Origin of the sequence: Arenibacter amylolyticus (genome assembly GCF_002150785.1) — a bacterium.
In the GTDB taxonomy this organism is placed as follows: domain Bacteria; phylum Bacteroidota; class Bacteroidia; order Flavobacteriales; family Flavobacteriaceae; genus Arenibacter; species Arenibacter amylolyticus.
On sequence record NZ_MTAZ01000015.1, the window covers coordinates 43,844 to 60,837 of the forward strand.

General features: G+C 40.3%; 15 protein-coding genes. 8 read left to right on the forward strand and 7 right to left on the reverse strand.

Features of this window, described 5'->3' with window-relative positions; genetic code table 11:
- Window positions 1-21: 21 nt before the first annotated feature.
- Window positions 22-672 carry a rhomboid family intramembrane serine protease gene (locus BV214_RS07560; protein WP_086476898.1) on the reverse strand — a complete coding sequence of 217 codons (651 nt, stop codon included), beginning with the start codon at window positions 670-672 and terminating at the stop codon, window positions 22-24.
- A gap of 59 nt (window positions 673-731) precedes the next feature.
- Here BV214_RS07560 and BV214_RS07565 point away from each other — a divergent pair, with 59 nt between their 5' ends.
- Entirely contained in the window at window positions 732-1,619 is an 888-nt protein-coding gene (locus BV214_RS07565; protein WP_086476899.1) for a lysophospholipid acyltransferase family protein, read from the forward strand.
- A gap of 529 nt (window positions 1,620-2,148) precedes the next feature.
- Here BV214_RS07565 and BV214_RS07570 read toward each other — a convergent pair.
- Window positions 2,149-2,943: an endonuclease/exonuclease/phosphatase family protein gene (locus BV214_RS07570; RefSeq protein WP_086476900.1), complete on the reverse strand. Its 795-nt coding sequence runs from the start codon at window positions 2,941-2,943 to the stop codon at window positions 2,149-2,151.
- Between the two features lie 92 nt (window positions 2,944-3,035).
- Complete coding sequence (glmM, locus tag BV214_RS07575) at window positions 3,036-4,424, reverse strand: phosphoglucosamine mutase (protein ID WP_086476901.1); 1,389 nt, start codon at window positions 4,422-4,424, stop codon at window positions 3,036-3,038.
- A 96-nt stretch (window positions 4,425-4,520) separates the two neighbouring features.
- Between glmM and BV214_RS07580 the strand changes: the two genes are divergently transcribed.
- From BV214_RS07580 to BV214_RS07595, 4 genes are all read left to right on the forward strand, one after another.
- The gene (locus BV214_RS07580; protein WP_086476902.1) at window positions 4,521-5,120 is read left to right on the forward strand and encodes an acyl carrier protein phosphodiesterase; all 600 of its coding nucleotides are present in this window, start codon (window positions 4,521-4,523) and stop codon (window positions 5,118-5,120) included.
- A gap of 27 nt (window positions 5,121-5,147) precedes the next feature.
- The gene (gene ggt, locus BV214_RS07585; RefSeq protein ID WP_086476903.1) at window positions 5,148-6,836 is read left to right on the forward strand and encodes a gamma-glutamyltransferase; all 1,689 of its coding nucleotides are present in this window, start codon (window positions 5,148-5,150) and stop codon (window positions 6,834-6,836) included.
- A gap of 11 nt (window positions 6,837-6,847) precedes the next feature.
- Window positions 6,848-7,552: a hypothetical protein gene (locus BV214_RS07590; protein WP_086476904.1), complete on the forward strand. Its 705-nt coding sequence runs from the start codon at window positions 6,848-6,850 to the stop codon at window positions 7,550-7,552.
- A 209-nt stretch (window positions 7,553-7,761) separates the two neighbouring features.
- Window positions 7,762-9,054 (forward strand): serine hydrolase domain-containing protein, encoded by a 1,293-nt coding sequence (locus BV214_RS07595; protein ID WP_086476905.1) that lies wholly within the window; start codon window positions 7,762-7,764, stop codon window positions 9,052-9,054.
- 153 nt (window positions 9,055-9,207) lie between these two features.
- Here the strand turns inward: BV214_RS07595 and BV214_RS07600 are convergent, their stop codons facing one another.
- Window positions 9,208-10,086: a universal stress protein gene (locus BV214_RS07600; protein WP_086476906.1), complete on the reverse strand. Its 879-nt coding sequence runs from the start codon at window positions 10,084-10,086 to the stop codon at window positions 9,208-9,210.
- Window positions 10,087-11,745, reverse strand: a complete 1,659-nt coding sequence (locus tag BV214_RS07605; RefSeq protein ID WP_086476907.1) for a BCCT family transporter — start codon at window positions 11,743-11,745, stop codon at window positions 10,087-10,089.
- 659 nt (window positions 11,746-12,404) lie between these two features.
- Between BV214_RS07605 and BV214_RS07610 the strand changes: the two genes are divergently transcribed.
- A complete protein-coding gene (locus BV214_RS07610; protein WP_086476908.1) occupies window positions 12,405-13,532 on the forward strand; it encodes a DmpA family aminopeptidase in 1,128 nt (375 codons plus the stop codon).
- An 8-nt stretch (window positions 13,533-13,540) separates the two neighbouring features.
- Window positions 13,541-14,392 carry a 23S rRNA (adenine(1618)-N(6))-methyltransferase RlmF gene (gene rlmF, locus BV214_RS07615; RefSeq protein WP_086476909.1) on the forward strand — a complete coding sequence of 284 codons (852 nt, stop codon included), beginning with the start codon at window positions 13,541-13,543 and terminating at the stop codon, window positions 14,390-14,392.
- A gap of 148 nt (window positions 14,393-14,540) precedes the next feature.
- Here rlmF and BV214_RS07620 read toward each other — a convergent pair whose 3' ends face one another.
- Window positions 14,541-15,053 carry a nucleoside deaminase gene (locus tag BV214_RS07620; protein ID WP_086476910.1) on the reverse strand — a complete coding sequence of 171 codons (513 nt, stop codon included), beginning with the start codon at window positions 15,051-15,053 and terminating at the stop codon, window positions 14,541-14,543.
- Window positions 15,054-15,579: 526 nt separating this feature from the next.
- Complete coding sequence (locus tag BV214_RS07625; protein WP_086476911.1) at window positions 15,580-16,098, reverse strand: DUF4494 domain-containing protein; 519 nt, start codon at window positions 16,096-16,098, stop codon at window positions 15,580-15,582.
- Between the two features lie 442 nt (window positions 16,099-16,540).
- Here BV214_RS07625 and BV214_RS07630 point away from each other — a divergent pair, with 442 nt between their 5' ends.
- Window positions 16,541-16,993, forward strand: coding sequence for a response regulator (locus tag BV214_RS07630; protein ID WP_086476912.1), 453 nt, complete (start codon window positions 16,541-16,543; stop codon window positions 16,991-16,993).
- The last annotated feature ends 1 nt before the right edge of the window (window position 16,994 follow it).

Sequence of the window (16,994 nt, forward strand, 5' to 3'; positions counted from 1 at the left end):
AACTAAAGACCTCTTTTTATTTTAGAGCTTATCCAATTTTCCAAGCACAAAAAGAATCAAAATGGGGATGGCCAATAAAATTACCACCCAGGTATCCGTAATAAACAGATCTGGCTTAAACAACAAAGTAGTTAGGAAGCCTCCAATAGCGCCTCCAAAATGTGCCGTATGCCCAATATTTCCCAACCTGGTTTTCATTCCGTATATGGAGTAGAACAAATAAAGTATCCCCAATACATAGGCAGGTAAAGGAATTGGAATAAACATAATTCCCAACCGCATTCCCGGCTCTAATAAGATAGCAGCGTAAAGAATACCAGTAACAGCCCCACTAGCACCCACGGCGCTATAATAAGGTTCTTTCTTATGGAAAAACAAGGCCAAAAGATTACCTGCCACAAGGCTAATGAAATATAGGATTAAAAATTTCCCTGGCCCAAACCAATCAATGACTACCGGAGCAAAGAAAAAAAGCGTAAACATATTGAAGAACAAATGGGAAAAGTCTACGTGCAAAAATCCTGAAGTTAACATCCTATCCTTCTGTCCTGCTTGTATGGCCCCCACTCCAAACTTATAGCGTTCAAAAAAATGGGAGTCATTAAAACCCTTTAGGGAGGTTACTATGTTAATGCCAATGATGGCAATAGTAGCTAAATGGATGTCATTCATATTTAAAATGGATTATCTTTGACGCCAAATATAATTATATTTAGCCTAATCCACTTTGCATGCAGCTTCTTGTTTTTCTATTGGTTTATCCCATTCTTTGGATTATTTCCATCCTTCCATACCGACTCTTTTATGCGTTTTCCGATGTGGTTTTTTTTCTGGTCTACCATATAGCAGGATATCGCAAGCAGGTGGTATTAAACAACCTATCTCTTGTTTTCCCAAAAATGGACAGAAAGGAGCTCTTACAGATTAGAAAGGACTTCTACCACCATATGTGCGATATGTTCTTGGAAATGGTGAAAACCATGACCATTTCCAAAAAAAAGGTAAAGCAACGATATCACGTTACCAATATAGAATTGCTACAGGAGATTTTGGCAGAGAAAAGTGTTTTAGCAGTGTGTTCCCATTATGCCAACTGGGAATGGAACGTTAGTATTAACAACTATATAGACGCAAAAGGGTACGCGGTATATCAAAAGATAGGGAATCCTTATTTTGACCGATTGGTAAGAAAGATTAGAGCAAAATGGAACACAGTCCCTATTACCACCAGTGAAACCCCAAAAACTGTACTTTACAACGAGCGAAAAGGAGTTAGAGCCATTTATGGTATGGTAAGCGACCAATCCCCACAAGCACACAGAGCCAACTATTGGAGTGAGTTTATGGGTATAAAAGTCCCCATCTACAACGGTGCGGAAGCGCTAGCTAGAAAACTAGACCTTGCAGTGGTGTTTTTAAAAGTATCAAAAGTAAAAAGGGGGTTTTACGAAGTAGAAGTTATCCCTATCACCCTATCTGGAAAAAATACCAGCGAGCACGAAATAACCGAACAGTTCCTAAAACTTACCGAAGAACAGATAAGGGAAAATCCGGCTTACTACCTATGGACTCATAGAAGATGGAAGCACCGGGATAAGGTTCCTGCCCAGTTTAGCTAGTTACTTTTTTCCAGAAGCGAACAACTTAAAACAACTAGTAATTAGATAGTTATACATATCCTTTTTTTTTAATGGAAGCTCCCTAGGGAAACACCTTTAGGACCTTGGTGTGTATTCTACTGGGGACAACCCCTATCACCTTTTTCCAACAACGTTTATTGACTATAATAAAAGAGGGGATGACGAAATAGGGAACCTTAGACTTAATAAAAATATTATTCTTTCTCCCTCCCACTATAGTTTAAACCAAGCCTGATATCCGTTATGTATGAATACTAACTATTGCAACCCCTTGAATTTTTGGGATAAAATGTTTGGTATCTACATGGAATTACTCGTTTTGCAAAATAGGGAAGCTTTATGGAGGTGTACATTAGGGTCTTTGTTGCTTTATTCCACAAGGCTGGAAGGGGCAAGGCTGGAAAACAAAATCATAAGCCCTTTATACCCCTTAGTTAGCGCCATACCGGGGCACACCAGACCGCCAAACTAATTCGCAATAATTACCTACAACAAAAGCTTTCCATAACTAAGGAGTAAAGACCAGGGTAGCCATAACTATACAATGATCTGAAGCATAATTTTCACAAAGCACTTGGTAGTCTGTCACCTTCCACTTGGAGGGCAAATTGTACAAAATATGGTCTATGCTAATACGTGGATTATCTGAAGGCCAGGTAGGCAAATTTGCCTCAGGTATATTTGGTTTGGTAAATTCTTTAAGCAGTAATTTTATAGACTGGTCCTTAGTTTCGGCATTTAAATCCCCAGCCAGCACTGTAGGATAAGGGGATCCCTTAAGTTTTTCTACCAAGGCTTTTGCTTGCATTACCCTATCCGCAGCATCTTTTTGATGATCTAAATGAGTTGCAACAAATTGAATAATATTGCCTTGTGCGGTTTTCACTTTGGCAATTAGGGCCGCTCTAGGTTCAGAATTTGGCAAATGGGGCAAGGCATAATTTTCTGTTTCTAGGAAACTATATTGAGAAAGTATTCCTTCGCCATATTCCCCTCCGTCATAATACATAGCACGCCCAAACAGGGAGGCCATTTGGGTTCTATATCCCAATTCAGTAGGCAGATCGTACGCTTTTGCTCTATTAGTCTTAAAATCTACCTCCTGTAGGGCAACCAAATGAGGGTTATAACTGCGAATGACCCCTGCAAGGGTGTCTAAGTTAAAATCGTTTTTAACCGTTGCTCCATGAAGAATATTAAAACTCATTATCCTCAGGGTGTCCGTTTGTGCATTTACCTGACCAATAGCCACCAGCAACGCTCCACAAATAAATAGAAGTATTCTAGTTAGTTTTATCCTCATTTTAATCTTTTAAGAATTTAGGAGCAAAATAAAGGTGCTGGAGTAAACCAACACCTTTTATTTCACTACGGTATATTATATTATTAGGTCACTTAAAGTCCCGCAACTTCTTTGATTTCCCCTATGATCTTATCAGCAAGGGAATCCGCTTCGGGCTGACTCTTAGCTTCGGTGTAGATTCTAATAATGGGTTCGGTATTAGATTTTCGCAAATGCACCCAATTCTCAGGAAAATCAATTTTAACTCCATCAATGGTGGAAATATCCTCTTCCTTATATTTCTCGGCCATAGCAGTTAAAATTCCATCAACATCCAATCCTGGGGTTAATTCAATCTTTTTCTTACTCATATAGTAACTTGGGTAACTGGCCCTAAGTTCACTTACCGTACCCCCTCTTTCTGCCATTAGCATCAAGAATAGTGCAGTCCCAACAAGGGAATCCCTTCCGTAATGACTCTCAGGATAGATAATACCGCCATTACCCTCACCACCAATTACGGCCTTGTTCTTTTTCATCAAAGAAACTACATTTACTTCCCCCACAGCGGAAGCCTCATAGGTACCCCCATGCTTTTCTGTAATATCTCGTAGGGCTCTACTAGACGATAGGTTAGAGACCGTATTACCCTTTGTTTTACTCAGCACATAATCTGCACAGGCAACTAGCGTATATTCTTCTCCAAACATCTCCCCTTCATTGGTAATAAATGCTAATCTATCTACATCTGGATCTACAACAACCCCAAAATCTGCTTTCTCCTTTACTACTAGGTCGCAAATATCCCCTAAATGTTCCTTTAGTGGCTCTGGGTTATGCGGAAAATGCCCTGTAGGTTCGCAATAAAGCTCTACCACCTCTACCCCTAACTCCCTTAAGAGTTTTGGTATGGCAATTCCTCCCGTAGAATTTACACCGTCTACCACCACTTTAAATTTAGCGGCTTTAATGACGTCTGCATCAACCAGGGAAAGATTTAAAACTTCGTCTATATGGATATCAATATAGGAATCGTTTCGGGTAATAGCCCCCAAGTCATCGACCCCTGCAAACTCAAACGCTTCTTCCTCTGCAATTTCCAATATCTTAGCACCTTGCTTGGCATCCAAAAACTCTCCCTTTTCATTTAACAGCTTAAGCGCGTTCCATTGCTTAGGATTGTGGCTCGCGGTAAGAATAATTCCGCCATCCGCATTTTCTAGGGGAACCGCTATTTCTACGGTAGGAGTAGTAGAAAGATCTAAATCTACCACATCTATCCCCAGCCCTACCAGGGTAGATACCACTAAATTTTGGATCATTTCACCCGATAATCGGGCATCCCTTCCTATCACTACCTTCAGCTTATCCTTTTTAGAATAGTCTTTTAACCAAATTCCGTAAGCAGCGGCAAATTTTACTGCGTCTATAGGTGTTAAATTGTCTCCAGGTTTTCCTCCGATGGTACCTCGGATTCCTGAAATGGATTTAATTAATGTCATTTTTACAAGTATAAGTTTATACAAATATAATTGGTTAGGTTTAATTCTTATGGACCTATGTTGTAAATTCGTTCATTATAACTTTCTTTTGCTTAAATGAATTTTTTAGCACATATATATCTCTCCCATAATGATGACGAAATTACTATCGGAAATTTTATAGCCGACAGTATTCGGGGAAATAACTACAAACATTTGCCCCAAAGAGTTCAGCTGGGAATTGTGCTCCATAGATCTATTGATAGTTTTACGGATGCCCATCCCATCTTTAGGAAGAGCACCAGACGTCTACACCCCCATTACAGTCACTATAGCGGGGTAATCGTGGACATTTATTACGATCACTTTTTGGCAAAAAACTGGGCGAATTATTCAGACGTTCCGCTTGCCGATTACACTGCAAATTTTTATAGTATTTTAGAGGATAATTACGAGATTTTACCTTTAAGAGTACGACGGATGATGCCACATATGATTACTGATGACTGGCTATTAAATTATTCCAAGCTAGCCGGTATAGACGCAGTTTTAAAAGGAATAAACCGTCGTACCCAGAATAAATCCAGAATGAATATGGCCATTGTGGACTTAAAGAAGCATTACGCCCAATTTGAAAACGAATTTACCGAATTTTTTTCGGAGCTAAAAGCCCATGCAAGGGAGGAATATATCTCCTTGACCAAAACAAAAATTTAAATAAAGAAACATAACTATTTACCGTCTATGAAACTACATCGAATTATTATCGTTTTACTATTCATTGCTTTCGTTTCCTGTAAAAAAAGTGTTCCCGCACCTACCGGATTGGTTACAGAGAAGGCCATGGTGGTATCTGCCCGTGAAGAAGCTTCCAAAATTGGATCGGATATTCTGGAAAAAGGAGGAAATGCTTTTGATGCAATGGTAGCTACAGAATTGGCACTTGCGGTAGCCTACCCTTTTGCAGGGAATATTGGTGGAGGCGGATTTATGGTGTATAGAATGTCCGACGGTGCATTTGGTGGACTAGACTATCGGGAAAAAGCCCCCTTATCTGCACATAAGGACATGTATCTAGATTCTGTTGGGAATGTTATCCCTAATATGAGCACCTTAGGTGCCACGGCCGTGGGAGTGCCAGGGACGGTAGCTGGGGTAATGGCGGTACATACAAAATTTGGATCCCTGCCATTAAAGGATTTACTAGAGCCAGTTATCGCCTTAGCGGAAAGAGGGGTAGTAGTCACCAAAAAACAAGAAGCCCGATTAGCGAGTTACCGGGATCTCTTTATTGAAGTAAATGGCGACAGCACCTTTTTTGCCCATCCTTTTAAACAAGGAGACACTATAAAGTACAAGGCGTTGGCCAGCACCTTGAGAAAAATTGCAGAAGAAGGGAAAGACGGATTCTACAAGGGAGAGGTAGCCGAAAAACTAAGTGCTTTTATTCAAAGTAAGGGTGGCTTTATCACAATGGAAGATTTGGCCAGGTACGAAGCCAAGTGGAGAGATCCGCTTGCATTTACCTATAAAGATTTAAAAATCATCTCCATGAGTCCGCCCAGTAGTGGGGGTTTTACCATGCAGCAAATCCTAAAGATGATGGAGCCGTACGAAATCTCCAAGTTTGGCCATAATTCTGCCAAGACTATCCAGCTATTTACAGAGGCCTCCAGAAGGGCCTATGCCGATAGGAATTACCATTTGGGCGACCCAGATTTTGTAGAGATTCCCATGGCGGAATTATTGAGCGATAGTTACTTACAGCAACGAATGGCTAATTTTACTTTTGAAAAGGCAACCAAATCCTCCGAAGTTTCCCATGGTGAGGTTGCTATCGTGGAAAGTGATGAGACTACCCACTACTCCATTATAGATTCTTATGGCAATGCAGTTTCGGCAACCACTACCATAAATGGTGGCTATGGTTCCAAATTATTTTCCGATGAACTTGGGTTTTTCCTAAATAATGAAATGGACGATTTTAGTGCCAAACCAGGCGTTCCCAATATGTTTGGACTCATTGGTGCGGAGGCCAATAGCATTATGCCAGAAAAAAGAATGCTGAGTAGCATGACCCCTACTATTGTAGAAAAAGAAGGCAAGTTATGGATGGTAGTAGGCACCCCAGGCGGGTCTACCATAATTACTGCGGTGGCACAGACCATCCTTAATGGATACGAATTTAATATGGGCATGCAGGCCGCGGTAGACGCACCCCGATTTCATCACCAATGGATGCCAGATAATGTGGTTTTTGAACCTAACGGTTTCTCCCCAGATTTAGTGCAAGAACTAAAAGAAAAAGGATATATCATAAATGAAGAACGCACTCCAATTATTGGAAAAGTAGATGCCATTATGGTATTGCCGGACGGTAGGTTAGAAGGTGGCGCAGACCATAGGGGCGATGATACCGCCGTAGGTTTTTAAGAGATTTAAAAATGATAAAGAAAATTGGAAAATGGGTTTTAGGCACTGTTCTATTATTATTGGTGGTGCTTGGAACCCTATTTGCTATTATGCACGAATCCCGACCCCATGGTATTGTTGGTACGGAAGCGGATGCCCTGGCCAATAAAATGCTCACGGCCCTAAATTATGAGGCCTACAAAAATACCCGTTTCTTAGAATGGTCCTTCGCCAATGACCGTCATCACTATATGTGGGATAAGGAACAGCATCAGGTAACTGTAAGATGGGAAGACTATACGGTAAACCTTCATTTAAAAGATACGAATTTTGGGGAGGTGCTGGAAAGTGGCAATACAATAGATGGATCCGAAATGGTGAAGATCCTGAAAAAGGCCCGTAAATATTTTAATAATGATTCTTTTTGGTTGGTGGCGCCCTATAAGGTGTACGACCCAGGTACCCAACGAAGTCTGGTAACCCTAGACGACGGCACCCAAGGTCTTTTAGTTACTTACACTACTGGAGGGGATACCCCTGGGGATTCCTATTTATGGTTGTTGAACGGTGAAGGCATTCCACAAAGCTTTAAAATGTGGGTGAACATTATCCCCATCGGGGGATTGGAAGCCAGCTGGGAAGGTTGGCAGTTAACGGAAAGCGGTGCCTGGTTGCCCACTATCCATAAATTAGGTCCTATTAGCCTTGGCTTGGGCACCGTTAAGGGATACAACTAAAAAGTTAACCAACAAATATTGAAGCAATTGAGTCTTTGAAAGGATGAAAATATCCAAATTGTAGGAAAAAGGAAATTATCGTTCAGTGGTTACGTATGAAAATTATAAAATTTAGGTTTTAGGATAAGAAATAGTGCATTTTATCCGTTATCTACGTAATTCATCCTATATTTAGCCACATTAATTCATCAATTTACATCATTTTTTACATGCTGCGCAGCAAAATAGTAATCCTTGGCTCTTTTTTAATACTTTCAATTTTTATCCTTGTTTCCATTGGTTTCTCCCTAAGGTCACACAAGAGCGACCAGGGCACTGGTGAATCGGCCCTAGCCGAAATTAAAGAGGAAGTAGACCCCTACGAGCTAAAGATGTATAGAATGCATCAGCGCGACTTGCAGATTGCATTAAAGGCTTATTTTGAAAAGGCGATTGCAGCGGGAGATATTGTAGGCGCAGGAGTGAGTATTGTAAAAGGGGACTCCATTGTAATTTCGGATGGATTTGGTAAACGGGAATTCAACCAAAAGGATAAGGTAAACGGTGAAACTGTATTTAGACTAGGATCCCTATCCAAAGGTTTTGCTGGTGTTTTGGCCGCTAACCTAAAGAGTGAGGGCAAATTGGATTGGGAGGACAGGGTAAGTGATTTTATCCCTGCTTTCCGTTTAGGGGATAAGAACAATACCGATAGTATTACACTTGCCAATATATTGTCTCATACTTCTGGTACTCCCTATCATAGTTACACCAATCTTATTGAGGCCGGACTTCCACTAACCACCATAGCAGAACGATTTAAGGACGTGGCTCCCATTAGCAAACCTGGTAGAATGTATAGTTACCAAAATGCCATGTTTGCCTTATGTGAGGAGATGGTATTACAGGCCACTGGTCAAGAATTAGCCAGCTGTTTAACCAATAGATTTTTTAAGCCCCTGGGGATGGATAATATCTCTATGGATTACGAAACCTTAGCGCATAGGGAAAATGTGGCCAAACCACATTCTAGAACCAGAAACGGATGGAGAACGTTAAGTCTTAATAAAAATTACTACAATGCAGTTTCAGCTGGGGGAATTAATGCCAGTGCCTTGGATATGGGAAAATGGATGCGTTTTTTATTGGGACACCACCCAGAATTAATGGACTATACTGCACTTCAGGAAACTTTCACCCCTTTTGTAGAGGTTGGAGGTAGCAGAAAGTATTACCATCGTTGGCCAGGACATTTAAAATCCTATTATGGTTTTGGATGGCGGATCCACACCTTTACCGAGGAGGAAAATATGACCGAAAAAACAGTTTGGCATCACGGTGGAAGCGTTAACAATTACCGGAATGAGATTGCGGTGTATCCACAAGACGATCTTGGCATTTGCGTACTCCTGAATAGTAATTCTAAATTGGCAAGAAATGTTATTCCAGATTTATATCAGATTGTAAAAGAGGTATATAGCATTGCTCCTCCTATAATAGTTCAACAAAAAACCGAATCTTAATTTATACGAAGGGAGTATGTGGGCTTAATGCCATCCCCCCCACGAATAGAGTACGCCAATAGAAAAACATTTCGCTACTACTCTGGTAGCCAGCCATAAAAAAAGGCTTTACCATCTTGGCAAAGCCTTTAATCACACTATTTCTTTCTAAATTTATTTAACCACCAACAAGGGCATCGTCCTATTCACCAACAATAGGTCATTGGTAATACTTCCGATAAAGAGGGAAGTAATATTATTCCCTCCCCTAGCAGTCATCAGAATAATATCGAATTCCCCTTTCTCTGCCTCTCGTTCTATGACCTCCACTACCGAGAGATCTTCCCTATCTATATTCTTAAATTCTACATCGTCCGAAAGTCGGTATTTTTTCTTGTACTGATTAAATCGGGCATGTAAATGAGAATGCGTTTTATCGTGGGCCTTTCTAGTATCAATATAGGGGAAGTAAAAAGACGGAATATTGTACACGTGAAGGGCTTGTATCTCCCCTTTATCACTATGAACCAAACTTCTTGCGGCAGAAAAGGCTTTGGCCGAATTAGAACTAAAATCAATGGGCACCAAAACCTTTTGGAATCTATGTCTAGCATCCTCTGGCACCAACAATAAATGAGTATTTAGCATACGAACCAATTTTTGTGGCAATGCCCCGGTACCTTGAAACTCGTCCTTATTCCCCAGTACCACTAGGTCTATATCGTACTCCTTGGCCATATGCCCTAAAATACTTTCCGTATAATTATCGGAAGTAATTACAACGGTATGGGCTGCGTTTCCTTTGTAATTTTCTTTTACAGAGCGCTCCAATTCGCGCTCTACGATATCTTCGACCGTGATATCGTCTTTTAGAAAATCTTCGTAAAGGTTATAAAGTTTGGACTGCTTTATATTATGGGTAAAATATAAATGGTTTACTTTCCATACGGTAGTTAAATAACTTACATACTGAAGTAGAATTGGATCCATCCGCGTTAGATCCAGTGCTACCATAATATTTAATTCGTTATCTAGATTTATATTCTTTGTCATTTACTGCTTATTATCGGTTAATGTAGGTTCATTTTTTGTATTCTGGCTCCTAGCCTCACGTTCCTTATCTACCAATTGAAGGATATTTTTTCTATAGGTTTCTCTTTCCAGTAGCTTCTGTTCCCGTTCGTTCTGTTCATAATCTTCCTTCATTCCGGAATGGAGCGAGAAGCACATCATTCCGAGTAAAATAGCAAAGGGGAGCCCAGAAATGGTGACCGCGGTCTGCAGTGCATTTAATCCACCTCCATACATTAGCACTCCGGCAATTACTCCTGTGGCAACTGCCCAAATAACTCGTTGGAATGGAGGGGTCTTAAGTTTTCCACCAGAAGTAATACTATCTACCACCAAGGCACCGGAGTCCGCAGAGGTAATAATAAAGCTACTGATTAAAACTACCCCAAGTACTTTGAGTACCATAGCTAGAGGAAATTTATCGAAAAACACATACAAGGCAGTGGATATATTGTCGTTTACCGCGGCTATCATCGCTGTATCCCCTAGAAGAATATCGCGCATAGTAATTCCTCCAAAGGCACTAAACCAAAGAAATGTAACTAGAGCGGGAAGGATTAAGACACAAAGAATAAACTCCCTAATAGTTCTTCCCCTAGAAATCCGAGCAATAAAGGTACCTACAAATGGGGACCAGGAAATCCACCATCCCCAGTACATTATCGTTCTAGTTTTTTGCCAATCGGTACCTCTTAATGCTTCCGTCCAGGTAGCCATATCTACAAAATTGGTAAGGTAGCTACCTATATTCTGAATATAGGATTTAAGAATAAAAGTTGTTGGTCCCAATAGTAGCACTATGATAAAAATTGCCGAAGCTACTCTAACATTGAGTTTACTCAGCATTTGCACTCCTTTATTAACGCCACTAAATGCAGAAAGGGTGGCCGCAAGGGTTACTGCTACAATTATAATTATCTGATAGAACAAGGAACTCGGTATCCCAAATACATGGGTTAATCCAGAGTTAATTTGCCCTACTCCAAAACCTATGGTAGTAGCCAGTCCAAACAAGGTAGTGATCACCGCCATAATATCTATGACGTCTCCCATCCACCCATAAATCCTATTCCCCAAGAGGGGATAAAAAACGGAACGCAGGGTTAGCGGCATTTTTCTATTAAAGGTGAAATATGCAAGGGAAAGTCCCACTACGGAGTATATGGCCCAACCGTGTATTCCATGATGCAAAAAAGAAAAGTTAATGGCTTCTTGCGCTATCAATGCTGGCTCTTCCCCCGCCAAACGTGGCGGATTCAAAAAATCGCGCACCGGATCGGCAATACTGAACAACACTAATCCGTTCCCTATACCCGCACTGAACAACATGGCGAACCAGGCCCAGATACTAAATTCTGGTTTGGAATTTTTACCCCCTAACCGAATTTTCCCGAATTTGCCCAAGGCCATATACAAGCCAAATATAATAAACAGGTTTGCTGTTAGGGTGTAAATCCACCCCCCGTGGGCCGACACGTAGCTTTGGGCTATTCCAAAGTAATAATCGGCTTCCTGTTGAAAGACAAGAGTAAAAATAATACTTCCTATTAACACTAATGTAGCCCCGAGGAAGACCGTTTTATTGACGACTAATCCTAAAAACTTAGAGGATTTTTCTTTTCTAGAAACTTTTATTGGCATATTTTTTTATTGAATTAATAAAATAGATTATGTCCTTTCCTTTGTTTTAAAGAAGGGTTCTGAAAAAGCGTAAGTTTAATTTTATGTCTTGTGTTGATATCGGGTTTTGGAGGGATGATAGCCCGTAACACACTGCCTATCAGCAAAAAGTTTAGAAAAGAATTGATTGAATAGATAAATTGCTTCAGATCGACTGAAGAAAATAGATTGCATAAAATTATATTTTCAAGATTGGTAAATTTTGGCATCGGGAAGTATACTAAATTAAGCTATATTTTCCAACTATGTTTTGGGGTTAGTTAACTACTTGCTTAGGTTATTAAAAATTTACCCTCCCGTTAATAGCAGGGGTATGAACCCCGTAAGAAGCCAGAACTTTCTTTGGGGTAAGAAGGTTGTCTAAAGCTTCTTTTAGGCGCTCGCTCTATAATGCTATCAACACGCTTCTACGGGTTGGCACCCCATATCCTATTAAGTGGCGCCCATTTCTAGTGATTACATAATTGGTACCACATCAGTTTTCTACTATTTTCACTCTAAAAACGCCCTGCACCTTACATAAGAATCATATTTATCGTATAATTGAGGTTATCTACAAGCGACGGCTTTTATGGTAGCCTGTCACTTGGAAGCTAAAACCCATACTAAATCTATTGCTTATGAAACCTGTTGGAATTGTTGCTTTGGTCTTATTCCTAACATCCATTCATACTTACTCCCAACAAAAAAGGACAAGGGATTACGGTATAGAGATTGGCGTTTTAAAAACGGGGAAATACAATGCTATTACCGATGTTGAGGGCGTTAGTGTTGGCCATACCACCCTTATTGTAGGCGATAGCGTTAGAACTGGGGTAACTGCCCTACTCCCCCATTCCGGTAACATTTTTCAATCTAAGGTGCCGGCCGCCATCTATATAGGAAACGGCTTTGGTAAATTGGCTGGCTATAGTCAGGTTAAGGAACTAGGAAATATAGAAACCCCCATAATTTTAACCAACACCCTAAGTGTTCCTGTTGCCTCTGATGCGCTTATATCCTACACCTTGGACCGCAATAAAGAGGTGCATTCTGTAAACTCCATTGTTGGGGAAACTAATGATGGTTGGTTAAATGATATTCGAGGAAGGCATATTAAACAGCATCATGTTTTAAGCGCCATAGAAAATGCAAAATCTGGCCCCGTGGAGGAGGGAAATGTAGGTGCAGGAACCGGGACTATCTGCTTTGGATTTAAGGGAGGTATTGGAACTTCCTCCAGGGTGATACCTAGCTCCCTTGGAGGTTACACCGTTGGAGTTTTGGTACAGTCCAATTTTGGTGGTGTGCTAGAAGTTAATGGTGTCCCCATTGCCAAGGAACTGAATACCGTACCAAAACACTATAATTACGATACTGATGGCTCCTGCATGATTGTTATATTTACCGATGCTCCCTTAGATTCCAGGAATTTGGAGCGACTGGCGAAAAGGGCCATGTTAGGATTAGCAAAAACCGGAGGAATTGCCTCCAATGGGAGTGGCGATTACATAATAGCAGTATCCACAGCCAAAGAAAATCTAATCCCTTATACCAGTGATACCCCTTTTAACCAGCCTAAGGTCCTTAGGAATGATGCCATTACTCCACTGTTTATGGCCACCATAGAAGCAACAGAGGAGGCTATCATCAACTCCTTATTTGCAGCAGAGGGTATAAGCGGGATAAAGGGGAGACAAATAGAATCTCTTCCAATAGGTAAGGTTTTGGAGATTATGGATTCCTATAACAGAGTTAATAAGAAGTAATTTTATCTATGCATCCAAAAAATCCGTTCATATCAGATTACGATTTTGATAGATTGGTGGACAAACATCCCCCTTTAAAACAATTTGTTTTTATAAACGACTATGGAAACAAGACCATAAAATTTGGTGATAAAGAAGCGGTGAAGGCATTAAACACGGGCCTATTAAAAACCTATTATGGCCTTTCCTATTGGGATATTCCCCAAAACAACCTATGCCCCCCTATCCCAGGGCGCTTGGATTACCTACTGTATATTTCCGACCTAATTCCCAAAAAGCAACTCCGTTTGTTGGATATAGGTACCGGTGCCAATCTTATTTATCCAATTTTAGGCTGTCGCCATTTTAACTGGGAATGTACCGGAAGCGAGGTAAACCTAGACTCCCTAAAAAACGCCCAAGCCATTATTGCGAAAAACACAGTATTAGAAAATATAGAACTACGCCACCAACCCTTTAAAAATAAGATATTGGAGAATCTGGTACTTCCCGAAGATTATTTTGATGTGGTGGTCTGCAATCCCCCATTTTTTAAGAATAAGACAGAAGCTATACGGCGTAACCAACGAAAAGTCAATAATCTTGGTCTAAGGGAAGCGGATTCTCAAAACTTTGGAGGCCTCTCCAATGAATTGTGGTACAAGGGCGGGGAAACCGCATTTATCAAGAAAATGGCCGCCGAAAGTATCCTTTACAAGGACCAGATACAATGGTTTACCTCCTTGGTCTCCCAAAAAGAAAACTTAAAAGACATAAAAAGAGCTGTCAATAAAACCGCCCCTATCACTGTTAGGGTTATTAATATGGATCAAGGCAATAAAAAAAGTAGGTTTATAGCGTGGAGCTTCCAAGTCCAATAATCCTTGGTTACAAAAAAAAATAAAACGGAATAAGCCAGCTTATTACTAACCCCCTACCCTATGGTAACAAAAAGGGGAAATTACCCCATATTCCTGGACGGTGGTTTTAAGGAAGCTCCTTTCAATACCATTTAATATTTATTGCCAATTATTTTTTCGCGCTTGCTGCTTCATAATACTCCCTATGTAATGCCTTAATTCTTTCTAACAACTTACCACTTGCCGGGCCTTTCACCTGAATATTGGGTACAATATCTTGAATGGGGTGAAAATGAATGGGAGCGGCAGGTGCATCTATTTCCGAAAGCCATTCTTTAAGTTGTTTTGCGGAGCTTAAGTAAACAACACCGCCCAGACCAACCCAACCGTGTGCTGCAGCACACATGGGGCAATGCTCCCCACTGGTATACATCCAAGTCTGTTTGCGATCTTCGGGAGATAAATTATCTGCCGCCCAGTGGGCCAGTTCAATCTCGGGATGCGCCAAATTGTTTAATTCGTTCACCCTATTACGGGCTGAGGCAATTACCTCGTTATTTTTATTTACTAAGAGCGACCCAAAGGGTTTATCCCCCGCTTTTACTGCTTCTTCGGCCAGGGCCAAGCACTGAGCCAGATGTTTTAAATCGATTTCCGATAGGGTTGAATCTGTGTTATTCATTTATAATCGTTTCTAATTATTACTTCTGTTATCCTAATGACCTTGAAATGGTCCCAGAGGAAGCTACATAATTTCTTGCGAATCTGCCAATCTTTTGGTTTTCCATGAAACCTTCTAAATAGTCACCATAGGTTAGACTCCTATTTGGTATAGGTTCTTATTACTGGAGGACAGGAATGCTTTGGTATTGAACCCAGTATAATAAGAAAATCCTGAGGAAGGTTGTCTCCGGAAAGCAAACGATAAATTTCCCGAATAAGTTAAGGGCGTTTGTAATGAGTAGAAGAGGCTCAACAAGGATTCTTTTAGCAGTACCGGCAATTGACTAAGAGGCAGTAACAGGGAAACAACTTAGCGATACGCCATTGTTTTGGTAATCCTGACTAGGTGAGCATTCTGTTCCATTACACTTAGTACTAATTTTAAAGCCTAGAAACGGCTTTTACTTACTGCTTTTTAAGGTAGAAAATCCTATTGCCCCGATGTGTAGGTCTGGGCAATAGGAAGTATATTTTTATTGGTATTCCTAAACAGTTTCTTCTTCTATCTGTGCTTCTTCCTCTTCTTGTTCGGACTTTTCTATAACCTTAAATTTTTCTAGCTGCTCTTCTTCGCCTGTAAAATAGGGAAACACATCTAAAATTGGAGACTCTGTAATCGCAGGAATGGAATAGTCGCCCGTAGTTCCTCTCATTGCGGTAATGGTATTATCGTAGGCTTCTTTTACGTCATTAGCCTGTACCAGCATGTATAAATTGGTCTTTCGTTCCTTGCCACTTTCTTCATCAAAAGCAATTAGGGAAACCTTGGATTTAAACCAACGATCTGAATTTTCATAGGGATGGACTTCCGAGAAATTAGCGACCTTAATATTGGTAATTAGAAACTCCTCACTAGTTAAAGTGGCCATTTCCTCATTTATTCTTGTTTCTGCTTCTGTATAGGAGATAGCATCCAGGAGGTAGGTCTCTGTGGTTACCTTTTGTTCTCCAGTTTCGTGTGTTTTTCTGTATTTAACTTTGCATTCGTACCAAGTTACACTCATAATATTATTTTTAGGTTGCCAAATATATATGTTATAAAAGTGATATAAGGAAAAAGCCAGAATAGATATTCACAATATGGTAAGCGTATGCAACCATGCCCTATAGCTCCCCTTTTTCCGTTAGAATTCTACGAGTGCTATTCCTTCAATTCCCCTTAAAATGTTTTTCAGGGAGACCTTACCGGAACCTATCCTTATTATATGTTCTATCCTGGGTAACCCCTAAATTGGGGGAACAACAATCACATTTACTGGGCTACCTTCATAAGTATTAATTGCTTAAGTTCCCATCAACAGAAGTCCAAATTAGTAGCTCTCGGAAATGATTAAGATAAACTGAAGTCCTCCCAACGCCGAATACTTTTATCACCGACCCATAAAAAAATAAGGAAAACGTTCATTATTTACTTACCTTTAAAACTCTAAAAAACCATAGTTCAGAATGACAGCTAGCCACCCTCTAATTTTACTTGCCGATGATGATGAGGACGACTGCATGTTTTTTAAAGATGCCTTGGAGGAACTTTCCCTCCCTGTCTGTCTTAAAACCTTGAGCAATGGGGTGGAATTAATGAATTATCTTAAGGGTTTGGAAACCGACTTTCCAAAGGTGCTTTTTCTGGACTTAAACATGCCTCGGAAAACAGGTTTTGAATGCCTTTCCGAAATAAAGCACTGCGACAAATTAAGACATTTACCAGTGGTAATTTTCACTACCTCCAACAATCCTACGGTTATTAATAAATTGTTTGCGGAAGGCGCAGATTTCTTTATTCGAAAACCTGCCAGCTTCACCAACCTCAAAACTGTGATTAATAAGGTGGTAACATTACTTGACTCAAACAATGGGTTGCCACCAAAAAAAGACACTTTTCTTATTAAACCAGAAAATTAAA

What these genes read in the sequence shown, in the direction of transcription:
- BV214_RS07560 (WP_086476898.1), bottom strand. Translation starts at nt 672, where the DNA reads ATGAATGACATCCATTTAGCTACTATTGCCATCATTGGCATTAACATA.
- BV214_RS07565 (WP_086476899.1), top strand. Translation starts at nt 732, where the DNA reads ATGCAGCTTCTTGTTTTTCTATTGGTTTATCCCATTCTTTGGATTATT.
- BV214_RS07570 (WP_086476900.1), bottom strand. Translation starts at nt 2,943, where the DNA reads ATGAGGATAAAACTAACTAGAATACTTCTATTTATTTGTGGAGCGTTG.
- glmM (WP_086476901.1), bottom strand. Translation starts at nt 4,424, where the DNA reads ATGACATTAATTAAATCCATTTCAGGAATCCGAGGTACCATCGGAGGA.
- BV214_RS07580 (WP_086476902.1), top strand. Translation starts at nt 4,521, where the DNA reads ATGAATTTTTTAGCACATATATATCTCTCCCATAATGATGACGAAATT.
- ggt (WP_086476903.1), top strand. Translation starts at nt 5,148, where the DNA reads ATGAAACTACATCGAATTATTATCGTTTTACTATTCATTGCTTTCGTT.
- BV214_RS07590 (WP_086476904.1), top strand. Translation starts at nt 6,848, where the DNA reads ATGATAAAGAAAATTGGAAAATGGGTTTTAGGCACTGTTCTATTATTA.
- BV214_RS07595 (WP_086476905.1), top strand. Translation starts at nt 7,762, where the DNA reads ATGCTGCGCAGCAAAATAGTAATCCTTGGCTCTTTTTTAATACTTTCA.
- BV214_RS07600 (WP_086476906.1), bottom strand. Translation starts at nt 10,086, where the DNA reads ATGACAAAGAATATAAATCTAGATAACGAATTAAATATTATGGTAGCA.
- BV214_RS07605 (WP_086476907.1), bottom strand. Translation starts at nt 11,745, where the DNA reads ATGCCAATAAAAGTTTCTAGAAAAGAAAAATCCTCTAAGTTTTTAGGA.
- BV214_RS07610 (WP_086476908.1), top strand. Translation starts at nt 12,405, where the DNA reads ATGAAACCTGTTGGAATTGTTGCTTTGGTCTTATTCCTAACATCCATT.
- rlmF (WP_086476909.1), top strand. Translation starts at nt 13,541, where the DNA reads ATGCATCCAAAAAATCCGTTCATATCAGATTACGATTTTGATAGATTG.
- BV214_RS07620 (WP_086476910.1), bottom strand. Translation starts at nt 15,053, where the DNA reads ATGAATAACACAGATTCAACCCTATCGGAAATCGATTTAAAACATCTG.
- BV214_RS07625 (WP_086476911.1), bottom strand. Translation starts at nt 16,098, where the DNA reads ATGAGTGTAACTTGGTACGAATGCAAAGTTAAATACAGAAAAACACAC.
- BV214_RS07630 (WP_086476912.1), top strand. Translation starts at nt 16,541, where the DNA reads ATGACAGCTAGCCACCCTCTAATTTTACTTGCCGATGATGATGAGGAC.